Raw genomic sequence first — 18,158 nt, 5'->3', positions numbered from 1 at the left:
TGCACGGGTAGGGCAGCTGCCTTCAGGACAATGACACTAATAACGCATTGTCTCAACACATTGCATATCGCACGACTTTATTAGAATCGTTAGGGAGGTAGTGTTTTTCAGTTTACCTTGCAGACTGTCCCATCACTCACAGTAGTCCGCTTGTTTAAGAATGAAGCTGCCATCTCACACGGGAAGTTTTCACCACCATGTTAACCGACCTTCAAACCGATCCTTAATCCAATGTGCTTTCGCTTAGAGTTTTAAGGAGTGCATCAATAATACAGCATATATCTTACATTGACAATTAATATCTTGCACTCGCCACTAAATAAGTGTAAGGGCTCTAGAGCATCTAGATTAGGCGCTAGGTCGATGGGGCTACATGGGTAGCCCATTTTAGAGATCGTCGATTTGACACCCAAAAACACCGCAGTGATACCGGATTTTCTCCGCCTCAAAGCTTGAGGGACAACCTCTTACTTCAGGAATAGGTCTGGAGCCTTCCAAACTACATCTTTTAATTCTTCTGGAAGGTCAGCCAGCTTTGGACGATTCTTGCACTGAGGCTTCCTCTTAGGAAGGAGGGAATACGCCACGCTCTCATAGATCGGCTTCACTTGCTCAAAGGTTGGCGAGGGAATGCCGGCCCTGCGCAGGCGTGCTTTGATCCTCTTGATTATTAGCGTCTGCTGATCCTTGCTGATCCATGTGTGATGGCCGTAGTCGTCGCCTGTACGATTATCTTTCGGCTGCTCGATGTAGGCCACCACCGGGCTGATTCTGTTCGCCAAAGCGGGTATAGGCTGTGTCACCAACTTGCGCGTGGGGAAGTGAAGCTCAAGCTTTAGGAATATTCCCCGCAGGTATCTATTCAGCCGCTGCCGGTCTGTGCGGGCTTGTTCGCTATCAGATGTCAGCATTGATTCAAAGGAGTCGGCATTGCTGTCTGTCAGAGCAAATGCCCCATCCAGGCTGGCAAGCTCTTGCTTGATGCGGCCGAGGTCAGCATTAGCGGTGGCAATACCTTTCCGGGTTTCAGTAAGCAGGCTGACGTAGGTTTCAGCTTTGTCCTCGTCATCTTCAGCAGCGTATTTATTCCTCAACCCTTCTGCCTTAACTTCCAATCTGGTCAGTTTTGCGACGGCAACGGTTTCTTCTTTTTTCAGCGTCTTCAGCACATCTGAGCCAGCGGCGATGTAGTCTCGGATAGCAGTCCAATGCTCAAACTTAAATAGTACACGGCGAAGGAATTCCCCCCGTATTGACCTGATCTGATCGTCAACACAGCCTCCAGTCATTGATGCAGTGCAGTAGTAGAATTCTTTTCCACTCCTGAGCATAAACCGTGTACTGCTGCCACATTCTGCACAGACGAGAAGGTTACGAAAGATATTGAGGTTGGTTGCATCCTGCCTGCCTGAAAACGGCTTTCGACTCTTGAGGATTGTCTGTACTTCTTCAAACGTAGCTGGAGCGATTACCTGAGGGTAGTAATGTTCCACCACTTGCCCGGTGGGGACATTTTTGCCGTGCTCCTTGCTCCGCTCCACCGGGGAGTGCTCGCCTAGCAGACGTCGATTACGTAACAGGTATTGAATCTGGTGCGTTTTGTAACTGGTGCCAAACTGAGCGTTGAGGCGTCTTCCCGCTTCTGCCACACCGTAGGTCTGAGCGAGAGAGAACATTGTTTTAATGTGTAGGCAAATATCATCAAGCTTGCACCACGCCCCATCCTTCACTACCAGCCATTGGGGACATTTCTCTGTGGCGATTTTTCCTTCCCCCATCGCTTTGTGTTTAGCCCGCCACGACGCCTTCGACATATCCGATTTGCGTAAACTTTCCGAGTGAGCTCTTTCAAACTGGACAATCGCCCGGATGAAACTGTTGCTGGTGAGATCGTCATAAACTGTATCTTCGTCCAATACAGCAATCTTGATACCGGATCTGATCAGGTCAGAAAATATCTCTATGGAGGCGTCGAGCACCTGACGTGATAGCCGGTCCCAGTTCTCAATTAGAAGGTAGCTGCCGCGTGGAATCTCCCCATCACGCACCCTCTGAAGAAATCCCGAAAGCTGACCTTTCTTTGCATTCGCACCACGGAAGCTACTGATGCCATGATCCTCAAGTCTGGTATCAACCGTGAGGTTGTGCCTACTGACAAAGGATTCAATGCGCTCAGACTGGCGAACGACGGAGTTACCATCCGCCTGTTTCTGGCTGGAAAAGCGAACGTATGGAAAGCATAGAGGCACGGTGGCAAACTCAGTAACCTATCGGTACGTATAATCTAGCACAGCTGCATTTACTGCTATGCCCGGCCCAGCCATGCGTATTGGGACATGTCGCCCGGACTCGATTTCGAAACCCGGCTGATCGCCAAGACCAATGCCGCCGACGTGCTGGAAGAGCAGCTGTCACGACGGGGCTATCAGTGCGCCCCCATCAACCTGGGTTCCAACACCGACCCGTACCAGCCGATCGAACGCGAACACGGGATTACCCGAAAAACCCTGGAAGTTTTGCTGCGCTACCGCCATCCGGTCACCATCATCACCAAGGGTTCGCTGATTCTTCGAGACCTGGACCTGTTGACCGAACTCGCCCGGCAGCGGCTGGTGGCGGTGATGATCAGCCTGACCACGCTGGACGATGAGCTCAAGCGCATTCTCGAGCCCCGCGCCGCAGGACCGAAGGCCCGGCTGCGGGCAATCCGCGTGATGCGTGACGCCGGTATTCCTGTAGGGGTGCTGTGTTCGCCGATGATTCCAATGATCAACGACAGCGAACTCGAAAGCCTGCTTACCGAAGCGCAGGCAGCCGGTGCCCAGAGTGCAGCCTACATGATGTTGCGCCTGCCTCTGGAGGTAGCACCTTTATTCGAGGAATGGCTGGCCGCGCATTATCCTCAGCGAGCTGCGCATGTATTGAGCCTGATCCGCCAAAGCCGTGGAGGGGAGCTGTACGACAGTCGATTCGGCGCTCGAATGCGCGGCGAAGGCCCCTTTGCCGACTTGCTGGCGCAGCGCTTCGCCAAGACCATCAAACGCCTGGGGCTCAATCGTCGGGAAGGTTTTGATCTGGACTGCAGTGCCTTCTGTCCCCCGGGTCGCCAAATGTCGCTGATTTAGGGAGAATTAGCCTATTGTTGAAGCGGCACAAAGCATGTGGCCACCACACCAGTCACGTTTTTTGTGACCTGGAACACAAGTTCTAGAGCGGTTGATTCAGTTTGAGTTAAGTTTCGCGGGCTACCTTGTTCATCGAGTGACCGACGGGTCGAGATTTCTTGGCCTGGATGTTTTTAACAGCCACTGGCTTCACATCGGACAACACGGGACAATTCCCCCACTCCGCCCAAGAGGATGAATTTATGAGTGACAAGGATAAACAGCCGCTGGCTGCGTCGGCTTCCGCCCAACCCGAAGCGGAGTCTGCCGATGCAGCGCTGCAGCATATCGTTGATGGCTTCTTGCATTTTCATCACGACGTCTTCCCCCAGCAGGAAGAACTCTTCAAAAAGCTCGCGACGGCACAAAGTCCCCGGGCAATGTTCATCGCTTGCGCCGACTCGCGCATCGTTCCTGAACTGATTACTCAAAGCGCGCCCGGCGATCTGTTTGTCACCCGTAACGTAGGCAACGTCGTGCCACCTTATGGGCAAATGAACGGCGGCGTTTCCACTGCCATCGAATATGCGGTGCTGGCGCTGGGTGTGCAGCACATCATCATCTGCGGACATTCCGACTGCGGCGCCATGCGCGCAGTGCTGAACCCCGATAGCCTGGAAAAAATGCCGACGGTCAAAGCCTGGCTGCGGCACGCAGAAGTGGCGAAAACCATGGTTCATGAGAACTGCAACTGCGCCGACGAAAACGAAAGCATGCATGTCCTCACTGAAGAGAACGTGATCGCGCAACTCCAGCACCTGCGCACGCACCCATCCGTGGCTTCGCGCATGGCCAACGGCCAACTGTTCATCCATGGCTGGGTCTACAACATCGAAACCAGCGAAATAAAAGCTTACGACGCGGACAAAGGTTGTTTCCTGCCATTGGATGGCAGCCATCCGATCCCCGTGGCGACGCCCAAAGCGCGCTTCTAACGCCTCCTAAACCCCTGTGTAGCAAAGCCGGCCGCTGAATAAGCAGCCTGGATTTGCCACGCCTGAAGAAATGTCGGGAGAATCAACATGCGTGCTGCGCAACTCAAAGCTGCACTGCCGCGGGAGCTGCTGGCTTCGGTGGTCGTATTTCTGGTGGCCCTGCCCTTGTGCATGGGTATCGCCATCGCTTCCGGCCTGCCACCCGCCAAAGGCCTGATCACCGGGATCATCGGCGGCCTGGTTGTAGGCTGGCTCGCCGGCTCCCCCTTGCAAGTCAGCGGTCCTGCCGCCGGGCTTGCGGTACTCGTCTTCGAACTCGTGCGTCAGCATGGTATTGCCATGCTGGGGCCGATCCTGCTCTTAGCGGGTTTCCTGCAACTGGTGGCCGGTCGGTTGAAACTGGGCTGCTGGTTTCGGGTGACGGCACCCGCCGTGGTCTACGGCATGCTCGCAGGCATTGGCGTGCTGATCGTATTGTCCCAAGTGCATGTGATGCTCGACGCCGTGCCCAAACCTTCCGGCCTGGACAACCTGGCCACCTTCCCCGCAGCCGTTGCGCAAGCTTTGCCATCGGTGGGCTGGCAGGCTGGTTTGCTCGGCCTGGGGACGATTGCAGTGATGTGGCTGTGGGAAAAATTTCGTCCGCACTCACTGCGCTTCATACCTGGCGCCTTGCTCGGTGTGGGGCTGGCAACCGTGGCCAGCCTGGTGTTGGCCTTGCAGGTCAAACGAGTGGAAGTCCCGGCTAACCTCGCGGAAGCGATCGACTGGCTGAAGCCGGCGGACTTGCTGAACCTGGCCGATCCCACCCTGCTGATCGCCGCGTTTGCCGTGGCATTTATCGCCAGCGCCGAAACCTTGCTCTCCGCCGCCGCCGTCGACCGCATGCACAGTGGCCAGCGCTCTGACTTCGATCGGGAGCTGTCTGCCCAAGGTGTGGGCAACATGCTCTGCGGCCTGCTGGGTGCGTTGCCAATGACCGGCGTGATCGTGCGGAGCTCGGCCAACGTGCAAGCCGGCGCGACCACGCGATTGTCGACGATTTTCCACGGGCTATGGTTGCTGGCTTTCGTCCTGTTGCTCTCCAGTGTGCTGCAGAGCATTCCGGTAGCGAGCCTGGCGGGCGTTCTGGTTTACACCGGTTTCAAACTGGTCGACCTCAAGGCGTTTCGCGGCCTGGGGCGTTACGGCAGGATGCCGATGTTCACCTATGCGGCGACCGCATTGGCGATTGTCTTCACCGACCTGCTGACCGGCGTGTTGATCGGCTTTGGCCTGACGCTGGCGAAGCTGGCGTGGAAAGCTTCGCGCTTGAAGATCAGCCTGATCGACCTGCCTGCCGATGGCGAGATGGAGTTGCGCTTGAGCGGTGCCGCAACCTTTCTGAAGGTACCGGCGCTGACGCAGGTGCTGGGGGCTATTCCACCGGGCGCGACTGTGCACGTGCCGCTCAATAACCTGAGCTACATCGATCACTCGTGCCTGGAACTGCTTGAGGAGTGGGGACGAGCCAATGCGGCGAAGGGTTCGAAGCTGCTGATCGAGGCGCGTGGGTTGAAGCGCAGGCTGGAAGGGCGTTTACGGACCACTACTGGCGTAGGGTCTGCAGGGGTCTAAAGCAAAAGATCGCAGCCTTCGGCAGCTCCTAATTGGACCTGTGTGCATTCCGTAGGAGCTGCCGGAGGCTGCGATCTTTCAAGTATTACGGTTAAGCCGCAGGCTGATCCAGGTCCAGGCCCACGCCTAACCGGCGCGACATGCACGGCCAGCGTTTCCACGCGGCGCCAGTGTGCGGGCTGCTGAGCTTCTCGCGATAGGCTTCAACCGACTCCAGCGCAAAACTCTGGTCGTCGAGCATTTCGTCGAGCGCGTGATGCACGGCCTCGTCCAGCTGGTTGGCAAATTCCTCACCGATCAACTGGTGGGCGATCAGGTTGGCAACAGTCATGTCCAATGGGATCAAGGGCTGGCCAAGATGCTTGATGTACAGGTCATTGACCTCTTCGACAAAGCGATGTGCCAGGTAGGCTTCATCCAGCAGGCTGTCGAGCCCGATGTGGCCGGCCATGATGGCGGGCGGCTGGAGGAAATACTGCTCGGCGATTTTCAACACTGGGGTGATCTGCGACTGGATACCCGCTTCCTTGGCCACTTCGTTGGCTGCATCCAGCAGGTCAGGCACCTCGTCAATGTAGGCCGCAACAAAACGAGTGAGCACACCCTTGGCGTCCGTCTCCGGCAGCTGGATGGACGGGTGCAGATGTGGCAGTTTGCTTTCCAGCTGACGAGTCAGCAAGCCAGTCTCGGCTTCGTGCTGTTGGGCTTTTTGGATCTGCTCGCGCAATGCGGCGGTGTTCATGAAAACTCCAGGAAACAAGGCAAAGAAATAGGGAAGACATAACTTAGCTGGCGCAGGAAAATTCTTCAGACGCATTTGTCATAATTATTTCACCCTTAAGACATCAAAGTTATATCCATTTGCCACCACTCGTCTGCATCCTTCTCCATTCGTGCCCTTGAGCGCAAGTGCGTCCTGTCACGGTTCATTTACCCCATCGCATTGCGAGGTCTCAGTCGCTGTCTATACTCGGGTTGGAATGGAGTTAGCTGATGACGCCCGACTGCACACGCAGCAAGGCCCGGCAATCAAGTTCGTAGTCTGAAAAGCCGCTCCCTTGCCACTGGTGAAAGCCGGCGGGATAACAAGAACGATAAGGGGAACCCGCAATGATGCGACATCCACACGTCTGGATGGGCCTCCTGTTGTGGTCGATTTTCAGTCAGGCGCAAGCGGCCTGGACTGTGAATATGGCGCCTGGAGCGACTGAAATCAGTCACGCAGTATTTGACCTGCACATGACCATTTTCTGGATCTGTGTAGTGATCGGCATCATCGTCTTCGGCGCCATGTTCTGGTCGATGATCCTCCACCGCCGCTCAACCGGGCAGGTGGCCGCAAAATTTCATGAAAGTACGACCGTAGAAATCCTCTGGACCATCGTGCCCTTCCTGATCCTGGTGGCCATGGCGGTTCCCGCGACTGCAACCCTGATCAAGATGTACGACACCAGTGAGCCGGATATCGATATCCAGGTCACCGGTTATCAGTGGAAGTGGCATTACAAATACCTGGGCCAGGACGTCGAGTTCTTCAGCAACCTGGCCACCCCCGCCGAGCAGATCCACAACAAGGAAACCAAGGGCGAGCACTATTTGCTCGAAGTCGACAAGCCGCTGGTGCTGCCGATTGGCGCCAAGGTGCGTTTCCTGGTGACCTCCGCCGACGTTATCCACTCCTGGTGGGTGCCCGCCTTTGCGGTCAAGCGCGATGCCATTCCCGGTTTCGTCAACGAAGCCTGGACACGCGTCGACAAGCCCGGCATCTACCGCGGTCAGTGCGCCGAACTGTGCGGCAAGGACCACGGTTTCATGCCGATCGTGGTCGAGGTCAAGGAAAAGGCCGACTACGAAAAATGGCTGGGCGAACGCAAGGCTGAAGCGGCGCAGCTTAAGGAGCTGACCAGCAAGGAATGGACGCTCGACGAACTCAAGGAACGCGGTGACAAGGTCTATCACACCACGTGCGTAGCCTGTCACCAGGCCGAAGGCCAGGGCCTGCCGCCAATGTTCCCGGCACTCAAAGGCTCGAAAATCGCCACCGGACCGAAAGAAGGGCACTTGGGCATTGTCTTTCACGGCAAACCAGGCACCGCCATGGCAGCGTTCGGCAAGCAGCTCTCGGAAGTCGACATCGCAGCGGTCGTGACTTACGAGCGTAACGCCTGGGGCAACAATAAAGGCGACATGGTCACGCCAAAAGAAGTGCTGGAGCTGAAACAGGCGGAAAGCAAATGACCCGGTCTATTGCGTACCCAAGGAACCGGTCGGGGCAGCGTGCCCCGGCCTGCCCAGCCCATCTGTTTGCAGGAGACACGCCATGAGCGCCGTCATCGATGACCATGGTCATGCCGACCACGCCCACGGCCCCGCCAAAGGGCTGATGCGCTGGGTGCTGACCACCAACCACAAGGACATCGGCACACTGTACCTGTGGTTCGCGTTTTCCATGTTCCTGCTTGGCGGTTCGTTCGCGATGGTGATTCGCGCCGAGCTGTTCCAGCCGGGGCTGCAAATCGTCGAACCAGCCTTCTTTAATCAGATGACCACCATGCACGGCCTGGTGATGGTCTTCGGTGCGGTGATGCCGGCATTCGTCGGGCTGGCCAACTGGATGATCCCGTTGATGATCGGCGCGCCGGATATGGCCCTGCCGCGGATGAACAACTTCAGCTTCTGGCTATTGCCAGCTGCGTTCATCCTGCTGGTATCGACCCTGTTCACGCCCGGCGGCGGGCCTAACTTCGGCTGGACGTTCTACGCCCCACTGTCGACAACCTATGCACCGGAAAGCGTGACTTTCTTCATCTTTGCCATCCACCTGATGGGGATCAGTTCGATCATGGGCGCGATCAACGTGATCGCCACCATCCTCAACCTGCGCGCTCCAGGCATGACGTTGATGAAAATGCCGCTGTTCGTCTGGACCTGGTTGATTACCGCTTTCCTGCTGATTGCGGTGATGCCGGTACTGGCCGGTTGCGTAACGATGATGCTGATGGACATCCACTTCGGCACCAGTTTCTTCAGTGCGGCCGGGGGCGGTGACCCGGTGTTGTTCCAGCACGTGTTCTGGTTCTTTGGGCACCCCGAGGTGTACATCATGATTCTGCCGGCCTTCGGTGCCGTCAGCTCGATCATCCCGACCTTTTCACGCAAGCCTCTGTTCGGTTACACCTCGATGGTCTACGCCACGGCGAGCATCGCGTTCCTGTCGTTCATCGTCTGGGCGCACCACATGTTCGTGGTCGGCATTCCGCTGGTGGGCGAGTTGTTCTTCATGTACGCCACGCTGCTGATCGCGGTACCGACCGGAGTCAAGGTGTTCAACTGGGCCAGCACCATGTGGCAAGGCTCGCTGACCTTCGAGACGCCGATGTTGTTCGCTGTGGCGTTCGTGATCCTGTTCTCCATTGGCGGCTTCTCCGGCTTGATGCTGGCCATCGCTCCGGCGGACTTCCAGTACCAGGACACCTACTTCGTGGTTGCGCATTTCCACTACGTGCTGGTGCCAGGGGCGATTTTCGGGATCTTCGCCTCGGCTTATTACTGGCTGCCGAAATGGACCGGCCACATGTACGACGAAACCCTCGGCAAGCTGCACTTCTGGCTGTCGTTCATCGGCATGAACATGGCCTTCTTCCCGATGCACTTCGTGGGGCTGGCAGGCATGCCGCGGCGGATTCCGGACTACAACCTGCAGTTCGCCGACTTCAACATGGTGTCGTCGATTGGTGCATTCATGTTCGGCACCACTCAGCTGTTCTTCCTGTTCATCGTGATCAAGACGATTCGCGGCGGCCCGCCAGCACCGGCCAAACCATGGGATGGCGCGGAGGGCCTGGAGTGGAGCATCCCGTCACCGGCGCCTTATCACACCTTCACCACGCCGCCGGAAGTGAAATGAACACCCTCGGCCTTGCACGAATTCCTGTGGGAGCTGGCTTGCCAGCTCCCACAGGGGTCTCGGTATGGAGTTGGAATCATGGCTGACTCGATTTCGATGAAAAAACTGGTCACCCGCCTGCTGATGGTGGTGGTGGCAATGTTCGTCTTCGGGTTTGCCCTGGTGCCCATCTACGACGTGATGTGCAAGGCATTCGGTATCAATGGCAAAACTTCCGGACAGTACGAAGGTGAACAGACGGTGGATCTGTCTCGCCAGGTACGCGTGCAGTTCCTGTCGACCAACTCCGCCGACATGTCCTGGGACTTCTATCCCAAGCACGATGAGTTGACCGCCAACCCTGGCGCCGTGAACGAGATGATCTTCATCGCCCACAACCCTACCGATCGCCCGATGAGCGCCCAGGCCGTGCCCAGCATCGCGCCCAGCGCTGCGGCAGCGTACTTCCACAAAACCGAATGTTTCTGCTTTACCCAGCAAGTGCTGCAGCCCGGTGAACGGATCGAGATGCCGGTACGTTTCATTGTTGACCGTGACATGCCCAAGGATGTGAAGCACCTGACGCTGTCCTACACGCTGTTCGATATCACCGCCCGACATCCCCCGGTAGCTGTAAACACTGGCGGCTGAGCGTGCCCGATAAGGAGAACAATAAATGGCAACTCATGAGCACTATTACGTACCGGCCCAGAGCAAGTGGCCGATCATCGCCACGGTCGGCATGTTCGTCACCGTGTTCGGCCTGGCCACCTGGTTCAACGACCTGAAAGCGGCGCGCCCGGAATCTCACGGCCCGCTGATCTTTTTCGTCGGCGGCCTGCTGGTGGCGTACATGCTGTTCGGCTGGTTCGGTACCGTGATCAAGGAAAGTCGCAGCGGCTTGTACAGCGCGCAGATGGACCGTTCATTTCGTTGGGGCATGAGCTGGTTCATCTTTTCGGAGGTGATGTTTTTCATCGCCTTCTTCGGTGCACTGTTCTACGTGCGCCACGTCTCCGGCCCTGCGCTCGGCGGAGAAGGCGCCAAAGGCATAGCTCACATGCTTTGGCCTAACTTCGAGTTCGTCTGGCCATTGCTGAACAACCCTGACTCGAAACTGTTTCCGCCACCCAAGGAAGTCATCAGCCCATGGGGCCTGCCGTTGCTCAACACGGTGTTGTTGGTGAGTTCCAGCGTGACCGTCACCATCGCCCACCACGCCTTGAAAAAGGGCCATCGCGGCGCGCTGAAGCTCTGGCTGGCGATCACCGTGCTGCTGGGCTGCGCGTTCCTCTTTTTCCAGGCTGAAGAATACATCCACGCTTACAAGGAACTGGGCCTGACACTGGGTTCGGGCATCTACGGCGCGACGTTCTTCATGCTCACGGGGTTCCACGGCGCCCACGTGACCATGGGCACGATAATTCTGTTCGTGATGCTGATGCGGGTGATGCGCGGGCACTTCGACAACGAGCATCAGTTCGGCTTCGAAGCGGCGAGCTGGTACTGGCACTTCGTGGACGTGGTGTGGATCGGTTTGTTCGTCTTCGTCTACGTACTTTGAGGCATCACCAAGGCGCGTGAGACACCAGCTGGCCGCTGAAGAATCCCCAGGCGATCAAGCCGACGGTAATGGCGGCCAGGGCCACACGAACACTCAAGGCAATGACGAGACGGTTCGAGCTGCTGTCGTCCTTGACCAGAAAAAACAGGCCGCTGAACAGGCTGACAACCGTGGCAATCAGCATCAGGACGATGGCTGCTTTGAGCATGGTGAGACTCCAGGGGAAATGCGATGCACTTGAGTATAGCTATCGCGACTACCGACATTCTGGCGACGTCATGAAGCGCTTCCGGCCAGGCATCGTGCCGAGTTTGGTGGTGGCCTTGTTGCTGCCACTGCTGGTCTCGCTCGGTTTCTGGCAACTGAATCGCGGCGCGGAAAAAAGCGCGCTGCTGGACAGTTATGCCGAGCGCCGGCTGGCGGAACCGATGGCCAGCACTGCGTTACAGCACACCGAGGATCCCGCCTTCCGCCGGGTCGTGCTGCGTGGCCAGTTCGATGCCGCGCACAGCCTGCTGCTGGATAACCGCCAACGGGACGGCAAGGTCGGGGTCGAGTTGCTGCAACCGTTTCAGGATCAAGCCAGCGGCCAATGGCTGCTGGTCAATCGCGGTTGGCTGCCCTGGCCGGACCGGCGCATCCCCGCGCAATTCACCACGCCTGGCGAAGTCTTGACCCTCACCGCCTGGGTCTACGTTGCTCCGGGCGCTACTTTCCAGCTTCACGCCGACCCGGCCACCACCACCTGGCCGCAACTGGTGACAGCGGTGGAACCGGCGAAGCTCTGGGCAGCATTGGAGCGTGATGGTTTCCCTTACGAATTACGTGCAGAACCGGGTCCCGGGATCTACCAGGCCGATTGGCCGGTGGTCGCCATGGGGCCAGAAAAACACATCGCTTATGCCGTGCAGTGGTTCGCCATGTCGATCGCCCTGCTCGGCCTGTTCATCTACCTCGGCTGGCACAACGCAAAGGAGAAACACCATGGGAGCGGCCATGAATCCACCCAGCATGTCTGAAGCGAAGTCGCCGGCAAGTCGGCGCAAAGGGCGTTTGCAGCTGCTGCTGATTCTGCTTGGGGTGATTGGTCCGATGATCCTCGCCACCGGCATGTACAAACTGCAGTTCTGGGTACCGGAGGGGCGCAGTTATCACGGCGAACTCATCGGCAATGGCCAGACCCGCGCCGATCTTGGCGTGCAGGCTCAGGAGCAACGCTGGCAAATGCTGGTGACTGCACCCAAAGACTGCTCGGTTGACTGCCAGCAGCTGGTGTACCTGGCGCGCCAGGTGCAGATCGGCCTCTCCCGCGATGCATCCCGGGCCAGTCACGCCCTGGCCGCCGCGCAGCCGCTCAACAGCGAGTACGAAGCCAAGCTCGCCCGCGAATACCCACAACTGCAACGTTATCCCATGGACCTGACCACGTTCAGCAAGACCACTGGTGACCACGCCGTGCCGCAGCTGTGGATCATCGACCCCCACGGCAACCTGGTGCTGCGCTACGACCCGACCGTCAAGGGCAAGGACCTGCTCAACGACCTGCGCCACCTGCTGAAACTGTCGAACATCGGATAAGGGCATCGTCATGGCCAAACCTGGATTTCGCCTCGCGCTGTTTGCCACCCTGCTGGCACTGATAGTGGTGCTGCTCGGCGCCTATACCCGCCTGACCCACGCCGGCCTTGGCTGTCCGGACTGGCCGGGCTGCTACGGCTTCATCAGCGTGCCAAAAAGCGAGGCCCAGCTGGCCCATGCCGAATTGCATTTCCCCGACACGCCCGTCGAAGCCCATAAAGGCTGGAACGAGATGATCCATCGGTACTTTGCCGGCACCCTTGGGCTGCTGATTGCCGTACTGGCCGGCCGTGCGTGGGTGCATCGTCGGCACCCGGGGCAACCGGTGAAGTTGCCGTTGTTTTTGTTGGCCGTGGTGATCGCCCAGGCCGCGTTCGGCATGTGGACCGTGACGCTCAAGCTCTGGCCGCAAGTGGTCACCGGGCATCTACTCGGCGGCTTTGCCACCTTGAGCCTGTTGTTTCTCCTGACCTTGCGCCTGTCCGGGGTATTACCCGCACTGACCGTGCCACGACGCCTGCAGCATTGGGCGACGGCTGGCTTGCTGCTGGTGATCGGACAGATCGCCCTTGGAGGCTGGGTCAGTTCGAACTATGCCGCCGTAGCCTGTATCGACTTCCCGACCTGCCACGGGCAATGGCTGCCGCCGGCTGATTTTGCCAACGGCTTTCACCTCACACAGCACATCGGCCCGAACTACCTGGGTGGACAACTGGACAGCGATGCCCGCACCGCGATTCACCTGACCCACCGAATCGGCGCGTTGCTGGTAACGCTTGTATTGCTCGGCCTGGCGTGGCAACTCAAGGTCGTCGGCATGACCCGGCTGGCGGGGCTGGTGCTGGTGGCACTTGCCGCCCAGATCACCCTCGGCATCAGCAACGTGCTGTTCCACCTGCCATTGCCGGTGGCCGTCGCGCATAACGCCGGCGGCGCGGCACTGCTGCTGACGTTGGTGCTGGTCAATTATCACGCGCGAACCAGCCTGGTTCGGGTCAAGCAGCAATTCCCTGCACGCTGGCGGTTCAGCCCGCGTAAACATTCAGCCGGGCCCATAACAATAAAAGGAGAGATGCCATGGCGACTCTGATCGGCGAACGTCACAGCCAGGCGATCTGGCGTGACTATCTGGAGCTGACCAAGCCGAAAGTGGTGGTGCTGATGCTGATCACCTCACTGGTCGGCATGTTCCTCGCGACCCGCGCCGGGGTGCCCTGGACGGTGCTGATCTTCGGTAACCTGGGGATTGCGTTGTGTGCCGGCGGCGCGGCGGCGGTCAACCATGTGGTGGATCGGCGCATTGATGCAGTCATGGCCCGCACACACAAACGGCCCCTGGCCGAAGGACGGGTTTCACCGGCCGCCGCGCTGACCTTTGCCCTGGTGCTGGCCGTGCTCGGCCAGGCCCTGCTGTTGACGTTCACCAACCCGTTGACCGCCTGGCTGACCCTGGCCTCCCTGCTGGGTTACGCGGTGGTCTACACCGGTTTCCTCAAGCGCGCGACTCCACAAAACATCGTCATCGGCGGATTGGCCGGTGCCGCGCCTCCGCTGCTTGGCTGGACCGCTGCGACCGGCCATGTCAGCGCCGAACCGCTGCTGCTGGTCCTGATCATATTCGCCTGGACCCCGCCGCACTTCTGGGCGCTGGCGATTCACCGCAAGGAGGAATACGCCAAGGCCGACATCCCGATGCTGCCCGTGACCCACGGCGAGCACTACACCAAGGTGCACATCCTGCTTTACACCTTCGCGTTGCTGGCCGTCAGCCTGATGCCTTACGTGATCCACATGAGCGGCCTTCTCTACCTGGCCTGCGCGCTCGTCCTGGGCGCGAGGTTCCTGCAATGGGCCGTGGTGCTGTACCGTGGCACTCGGCCGCACGCGGCGATCAACACCTTCAAGTACTCTATCTGGTACTTGTTCCTGCTGTTTATCGCGCTGCTCGTAGACCACTACTTACTGTTGAACCTATGACTCGAACCCAGAAAACCGTCTTCATCCTCGTCGCCCTGATCGCGCTTGTGCTGGGCCTGACCATCAATAAAGTGCTGTCTGGCAAAGGCCAGGGGGACCCGACGGAGTTGATCGACGCCGGCATCATCCTGCTGCCGCAAAGCCGCAACCTGCCGGATCTGACCATGACCGACCAGGATGGCAAGCCGGTTGCGGTCGACGAGTTGAAAGACAAATGGTCACTGCTGTTCTTCGGCTACACCTTCTGCCCGGACATCTGCCCGACCACCCTCGCCCAACTGCGCCAGATCAAGAGTGAGTTGCCGGCGGACGTGGTGGACAAGCTGCAGATCATCCTGGTCAGTGTCGACCCCAATCGCGACACGCCCAAGCAGCTCAAGCAGTACCTGGGCTACTTCGACCCGCAGTTCATCGGCCTGACGCCGACCTCGATCGCCGACCTGCAAAAATTCGCCAATGCGGTGAGCATCCCGTTCATCCCGGCAGATACCACCAAGCCAAACTACACGGTGGATCACAGCGGCAACCTGGCGGTGATTGGCCCGGATGGGACGCAGCGCGGGTTTATTCGGGCGCCGTTGAATAATGTGAAGCTGGTGGCGCAGTTGCCGGTGATGCTCAAACGCCAATAGTTTTTTTGAGGCACAAAAAAAGATCGCAGTCTGCGCCAGCTCCTACGGAATCGGGTCGATACCGATGCTTGTGCAGGAGCTGCCGAAGGCTGCGATCTTGTGTTTTTATCGCTAGATCAGAACGCTGGCAATACCGCGCCTTTGTACTTTTCCAGGATGAAAGCTTTGACTTCAGGGCTGTGCAGGGCCGCGACCAGTTTCTTCATGTCTTCGCTGTCCTTGTCGTCCGGACGGGCCACCAGAATGTTCACGTAGGGCGAGTCGTTGCCTTCGATGACCAGCGCGTCCTTGGACGGATCGAGCTTGGCCTCCAGCGCGTAGTTGGTGTTGATCAGCGCCAGGTCGACCTGGGTCAGCACGCGCGGGATGGTCGCCGCTTCCAGTTCGCGGAATTTCAGGTCCTTGGAATTCTCGGTGATGTCCTTGACGCTCGACAGGATGTTGTTCGAATCCTTCAACTTGATCAGCCCAGCCTTCTGCAGCAGCAACAGGGCGCGACCGCCATTGGTGGCGTCGTTGGGGATTACGACGTTGGCGCCGCCTGGCAAGTCGGCCAGGGTTTTGTGTTTGCTGGAATAGGCGCCCAGTGGTTCCAGGTGCACGCCGGCAATGGCGACCAGGTTGGTGCCCTTGGCCTTGTTGAACTCATCCAGGTATGGCTGGTGCTGGAAGAAGTTGGCGTCCAGGCGCTTCTCGGCCACTTGCACGTTGGGCTGGACATAGTCAGTGAAGACCTTGACCTTCAGGTCCACGCCGTCCTTGGCCAGGGCTGGCTTGATGAATTCGAGAATCTCTGCGTGCGGGACTGGCGTGGCGGCAACGGTCAGGGTGTCCGCCTGGGCAGAGAACGCAGCAACGGCGGCGAACGCGACGAGTAGTTTTTTCATTCAGCTAACTCCATGTGAGGCGCCAGTTATGCGGCGCCTGCCAGCGAATGGCCGGCTCATTTGCAAAAGACGAGAGTATTTATTTCCGGGAAAAATGCACAACCAATTTGTCACCAACGGTTTGCAGCACCTGGACCAGCACCAGCAGCAACACCACAGTCACCACCATCACATCGGTCTGGAAACGTTGATAGCCGAAACGGATCGCCAGGTCACCCAGGCCGCCAGCGCCGACGACACCGGCCATTGCCGTGTAGGACACCAATGTAATCGCTGTCACTGTAATCGCGGCGAAGATGCCCGGGCGGGCTTCCGGCAGCAGGGCATTGGTGATGATCTGCCGAGTGGTCGCACCCATGGCCTGGGTCGCCTCGATGATGCCGCGATCCACTTCACGCAAGGCGGTTTCCACCAGTCGCGCGAAAAACGGCGTGGCGCCCACGACCAGCGGCGGAATCGCACCGCCTACACCCAGGGAGGTGCCGGTGATCAGCACAGTGAACGGAATCATCACGATCAACAGAATGATGAAGGGCAGCGAACGCAGGATGTTCACCACCAGCGACAGCAGGGCGTACAGCCCCTTGGCTTCGAGCAGTTGACGCGGGCTGCACAGGAACAGCAGCACACCCAGCGGCAGGCCCAACAGCACGGTGAACAACAGTGAACCGCCTAGCATCAGCAGCGTGTCGCCAGTGGCCAGCCAGATTTCGAACCAGTCGATGTTGGAGAAAAAACTTGTCAGGGCTTCCATCAGCGCAGCACCTCCATGTAAACGTCAGCCGCGGTGAAGCGGGCAAATGCCGCCTCCATGTCGCCACCGGTGACGGCCAGAGTGAGTTGCCCATAAGGGACGTCTTTGATGCGGTCGATGCGGCCGGCGAGGATGCTGTAGTCCACACCCGTTTCGCGAGCGACAGTACCCAGTAAAGGCGCGTAGGTCGCTTCGCCCTGGAATGTCAGACGCACGATGCGGCCTGGGACATGGGCGAAGTCGTCGCGTTGTTCACCTTCATCGATCTGCTCGTCTTCCTGCACAAAGCGCTTGGTCGTCGGGTGCTTGGGATGCAGGAACACATCGGCAACCGAGCCCTGCTCGACGATCACACCAGAGTCCATTACCGCCACCTGGTCGCAGACCCGACGAATCACGTCCATTTCGTGAGTAATCAGCACGATGGTCAGCCTCAACTCGCGATTGATCTCAGCCAGCAACTGCAGGACCGACGCGGTGGTTTGCGGGTCCAGGGCGCTGGTGGCTTCGTCGCACAACAGGATTTTCGGCTTGGTGGCCAAGGCGCGGGCGATGCCAACGCGCTGCTTCTGCCCACCAGACAACTGAGCCGGGTATTTTTTGGCGTGATCGGACAGCCCGACCCGCGCCAGCAATTCGGCCACGCGCTGGTCGATCTCGCTGCGCGACAGCTCGCCGGCCAGGGTCAGGGGCAGCGCGACGTTATCGGCCACGGTCTTGGAGGCCAGCAGATTGAAGTGCTGGAAAATCATCCCGACCTGTTGGCGGAAGCGTCGCAGGCTGCTGGCGTCGAGCGCAGTGACTTCTTCGCCGTCGACGAAGATCTTGCCGCCAGTGGAATTCTCCAGACGATTGATCAGTCGCAGCAGGGTACTTTTGCCCGCGCCGGAGTGGCCGATCAGGCCAAACACCTGGCCGTTCTCAATCGTCAGACTGGTCGGGTGCAGGGCGGGAATTTCCTTACCGGCGACGCGGTAGGTTTTGTGGACGTTTTGAAACTCGATCACGTAGCGAACCTTGTGGGGCGCGTTGGAAAAGGGTCAGCGGTTAGCCGGGCGCGCATTTTAGCCTGTCCGTATAGAGGTTCTTAGCATTTATTTCGCATTCAACCAGCGATTTGGCAATAACGCGATCAAAGGTCAGAAAAAAGGAACGGCTGAAACA

17 protein-coding genes and 1 pseudogene are annotated in these 18,158 nt (G+C 58.5%); 12 read left to right on the top strand and 6 right to left on the bottom strand.

Annotation, left to right across the window (positions count from 1 at the left end; all coding sequences use genetic code 11):
- Nucleotides 1–467: 467 nt before the first annotated feature.
- Nucleotides 468–2,249 (bottom strand): recombinase family protein, encoded by a 1,782-nt coding sequence (locus tag AAEZ09_RS22010; RefSeq protein ID WP_350600762.1) that lies wholly within the window; start codon nt 2,247–2,249, stop codon nt 468–470.
- 39 nt (nt 2,250–2,288) lie between these two features.
- On the opposite strand from AAEZ09_RS22010, the pseudogene AAEZ09_RS22005 reads away from it, so the two are divergent.
- The 3 genes and pseudogenes from AAEZ09_RS22005 to AAEZ09_RS21995 form a co-directional block, all read left to right on the top strand.
- A pseudogene (locus AAEZ09_RS22005) lies at nt 2,289–3,125 on the top strand (PA0069 family radical SAM protein); the annotation flags it as partial.
- 242 nt (nt 3,126–3,367) lie between these two features.
- Nucleotides 3,368–4,099 carry a carbonic anhydrase gene (locus AAEZ09_RS22000; RefSeq protein WP_045059094.1) on the top strand — a complete coding sequence of 244 codons (732 nt, stop codon included), beginning with the start codon at nt 3,368–3,370 and terminating at the stop codon, nt 4,097–4,099.
- A gap of 87 nt (nt 4,100–4,186) precedes the next feature.
- The gene (locus AAEZ09_RS21995; RefSeq protein ID WP_350600760.1) at nt 4,187–5,716 is read left to right on the top strand and encodes a SulP family inorganic anion transporter; all 1,530 of its coding nucleotides are present in this window, start codon (nt 4,187–4,189) and stop codon (nt 5,714–5,716) included.
- Nucleotides 5,717–5,807: 91 nt separating this feature from the next.
- On the opposite strand, the gene AAEZ09_RS21990 is transcribed toward AAEZ09_RS21995, so the two are convergent.
- Entirely contained in the window at nt 5,808–6,458 is a 651-nt protein-coding gene (locus tag AAEZ09_RS21990) for a hypothetical protein (RefSeq protein WP_045059096.1), read from the bottom strand.
- A 368-nt stretch (nt 6,459–6,826) separates the two neighbouring features.
- On the opposite strand from AAEZ09_RS21990, the gene coxB reads away from it, so the two are divergent.
- The 4 genes from coxB (at nt 6,827) to AAEZ09_RS21970 (ending at nt 11,166) form a co-directional block, all read left to right on the top strand.
- Nucleotides 6,827–7,954: a cytochrome c oxidase subunit II gene (gene coxB / locus AAEZ09_RS21985; RefSeq protein WP_045059097.1), complete on the top strand. Its 1,128-nt coding sequence runs from the start codon at nt 6,827–6,829 to the stop codon at nt 7,952–7,954.
- An 82-nt stretch (nt 7,955–8,036) separates the two neighbouring features.
- Complete coding sequence (gene ctaD / locus AAEZ09_RS21980; protein ID WP_045059098.1) at nt 8,037–9,623, top strand: cytochrome c oxidase subunit I; 1,587 nt, start codon at nt 8,037–8,039, stop codon at nt 9,621–9,623.
- A gap of 78 nt (nt 9,624–9,701) precedes the next feature.
- Nucleotides 9,702–10,253 (top strand): cytochrome c oxidase assembly protein, encoded by a 552-nt coding sequence (locus AAEZ09_RS21975; RefSeq protein ID WP_045059099.1) that lies wholly within the window; start codon nt 9,702–9,704, stop codon nt 10,251–10,253.
- Nucleotides 10,254–10,278: 25 nt separating this feature from the next.
- Nucleotides 10,279–11,166, top strand: coding sequence for a cytochrome c oxidase subunit 3 (locus tag AAEZ09_RS21970; protein WP_205891833.1), 888 nt, complete (start codon nt 10,279–10,281; stop codon nt 11,164–11,166).
- Nucleotides 11,167–11,170: 4 nt separating this feature from the next.
- Here the strand turns inward: AAEZ09_RS21970 and AAEZ09_RS21965 are convergent, their stop codons facing one another.
- Nucleotides 11,171–11,374 (bottom strand): twin transmembrane helix small protein, encoded by a 204-nt coding sequence (locus tag AAEZ09_RS21965; protein WP_008064738.1) that lies wholly within the window; start codon nt 11,372–11,374, stop codon nt 11,171–11,173.
- Nucleotides 11,375–11,444: 70 nt separating this feature from the next.
- On the opposite strand from AAEZ09_RS21965, the gene AAEZ09_RS21960 reads away from it, so the two are divergent.
- The 5 genes from AAEZ09_RS21960 to AAEZ09_RS21940 are packed head-to-tail and all read left to right on the top strand — an operon-like array spanning nt 11,445 to nt 15,353.
- Nucleotides 11,445–12,185: an SURF1 family protein gene (locus AAEZ09_RS21960; protein WP_045059101.1), complete on the top strand. Its 741-nt coding sequence runs from the start codon at nt 11,445–11,447 to the stop codon at nt 12,183–12,185.
- Nucleotides 12,151–12,744 carry a PA_0111/PP_0108 family redox-active disulfide protein gene (locus AAEZ09_RS21955; protein WP_045059133.1) on the top strand — a complete coding sequence of 198 codons (594 nt, stop codon included), beginning with the start codon at nt 12,151–12,153 and terminating at the stop codon, nt 12,742–12,744. The genes AAEZ09_RS21960 and AAEZ09_RS21955 overlap by 35 nt, the downstream gene beginning before the upstream one ends.
- 10 nt (nt 12,745–12,754) lie before the next feature.
- Nucleotides 12,755–13,834: a COX15/CtaA family protein gene (locus AAEZ09_RS21950; RefSeq protein ID WP_045059102.1), complete on the top strand. Its 1,080-nt coding sequence runs from the start codon at nt 12,755–12,757 to the stop codon at nt 13,832–13,834.
- A complete protein-coding gene (cyoE, locus tag AAEZ09_RS21945) occupies nt 13,822–14,721 on the top strand; it encodes a heme o synthase (RefSeq protein WP_045059103.1) in 900 nt (299 codons plus the stop codon). The genes AAEZ09_RS21950 and cyoE overlap by 13 nt, the downstream gene beginning before the upstream one ends.
- Nucleotides 14,718–15,353 carry an SCO family protein gene (locus AAEZ09_RS21940; RefSeq protein WP_045059104.1) on the top strand — a complete coding sequence of 212 codons (636 nt, stop codon included), beginning with the start codon at nt 14,718–14,720 and terminating at the stop codon, nt 15,351–15,353. Before cyoE ends, AAEZ09_RS21940 begins: the two co-directional genes overlap by 4 nt.
- A gap of 116 nt (nt 15,354–15,469) precedes the next feature.
- On the opposite strand, the gene AAEZ09_RS21935 is transcribed toward AAEZ09_RS21940, so the two are convergent.
- From AAEZ09_RS21935 to AAEZ09_RS21925, 3 genes are all read right to left on the bottom strand, one after another.
- Nucleotides 15,470–16,240 carry a MetQ/NlpA family ABC transporter substrate-binding protein gene (locus AAEZ09_RS21935; protein ID WP_045059105.1) on the bottom strand — a complete coding sequence of 257 codons (771 nt, stop codon included), beginning with the start codon at nt 16,238–16,240 and terminating at the stop codon, nt 15,470–15,472.
- A 79-nt stretch (nt 16,241–16,319) separates the two neighbouring features.
- Nucleotides 16,320–16,994, bottom strand: coding sequence for a methionine ABC transporter permease (locus AAEZ09_RS21930; protein WP_045059106.1), 675 nt, complete (start codon nt 16,992–16,994; stop codon nt 16,320–16,322).
- Complete coding sequence (locus tag AAEZ09_RS21925; protein ID WP_350600757.1) at nt 16,994–18,001, bottom strand: methionine ABC transporter ATP-binding protein; 1,008 nt, start codon at nt 17,999–18,001, stop codon at nt 16,994–16,996. The genes AAEZ09_RS21930 and AAEZ09_RS21925 overlap by 1 nt, the downstream gene beginning before the upstream one ends.
- Between the last annotated feature and the right edge of the window lie 157 nt (nt 18,002–18,158).

The sequence above is a fragment of the Pseudomonas sp. 65/3-MNA-CIBAN-0223 genome, assembly GCF_040310425.1.
GTDB lineage: Bacteria > Pseudomonadota > Gammaproteobacteria > Pseudomonadales > Pseudomonadaceae > Aquipseudomonas > Aquipseudomonas gregormendelii.
Note: the sequence above shows the minus strand (reverse complement) of the source record. Positions and strands in the feature narration are given on the sequence as shown.

Bases quoted from the DNA above. Each gene is read 5' to 3' on its own strand.
- AAEZ09_RS22000 (WP_045059094.1), top strand. From the start codon at position 3,368: ATGAGTGACAAGGATAAACAGCCGCTGGCTGCGTCGGCTTCCGCCCAA.
- AAEZ09_RS21995 (WP_350600760.1), top strand. From the start codon at position 4,187: ATGCGTGCTGCGCAACTCAAAGCTGCACTGCCGCGGGAGCTGCTGGCT.
- AAEZ09_RS21990 (WP_045059096.1), bottom strand. From the start codon at position 6,458: ATGAACACCGCCGCATTGCGCGAGCAGATCCAAAAAGCCCAACAGCAC.
- coxB (WP_045059097.1), top strand. From the start codon at position 6,827: ATGATGCGACATCCACACGTCTGGATGGGCCTCCTGTTGTGGTCGATT.
- ctaD (WP_045059098.1), top strand. From the start codon at position 8,037: ATGAGCGCCGTCATCGATGACCATGGTCATGCCGACCACGCCCACGGC.
- AAEZ09_RS21975 (WP_045059099.1), top strand. From the start codon at position 9,702: ATGGCTGACTCGATTTCGATGAAAAAACTGGTCACCCGCCTGCTGATG.
- AAEZ09_RS21970 (WP_205891833.1), top strand. From the start codon at position 10,279: ATGGCAACTCATGAGCACTATTACGTACCGGCCCAGAGCAAGTGGCCG.
- AAEZ09_RS21965 (WP_008064738.1), bottom strand. From the start codon at position 11,374: ATGCTCAAAGCAGCCATCGTCCTGATGCTGATTGCCACGGTTGTCAGC.
- AAEZ09_RS21960 (WP_045059101.1), top strand. From the start codon at position 11,445: ATGAAGCGCTTCCGGCCAGGCATCGTGCCGAGTTTGGTGGTGGCCTTG.
- AAEZ09_RS21955 (WP_045059133.1), top strand. From the start codon at position 12,151: ATGGGAGCGGCCATGAATCCACCCAGCATGTCTGAAGCGAAGTCGCCG.
- AAEZ09_RS21950 (WP_045059102.1), top strand. From the start codon at position 12,755: ATGGCCAAACCTGGATTTCGCCTCGCGCTGTTTGCCACCCTGCTGGCA.
- cyoE (WP_045059103.1), top strand. From the start codon at position 13,822: ATGGCGACTCTGATCGGCGAACGTCACAGCCAGGCGATCTGGCGTGAC.
- AAEZ09_RS21940 (WP_045059104.1), top strand. From the start codon at position 14,718: ATGACTCGAACCCAGAAAACCGTCTTCATCCTCGTCGCCCTGATCGCG.
- AAEZ09_RS21935 (WP_045059105.1), bottom strand. From the start codon at position 16,240: ATGAAAAAACTACTCGTCGCGTTCGCCGCCGTTGCTGCGTTCTCTGCC.
- AAEZ09_RS21930 (WP_045059106.1), bottom strand. From the start codon at position 16,994: ATGGAAGCCCTGACAAGTTTTTTCTCCAACATCGACTGGTTCGAAATC.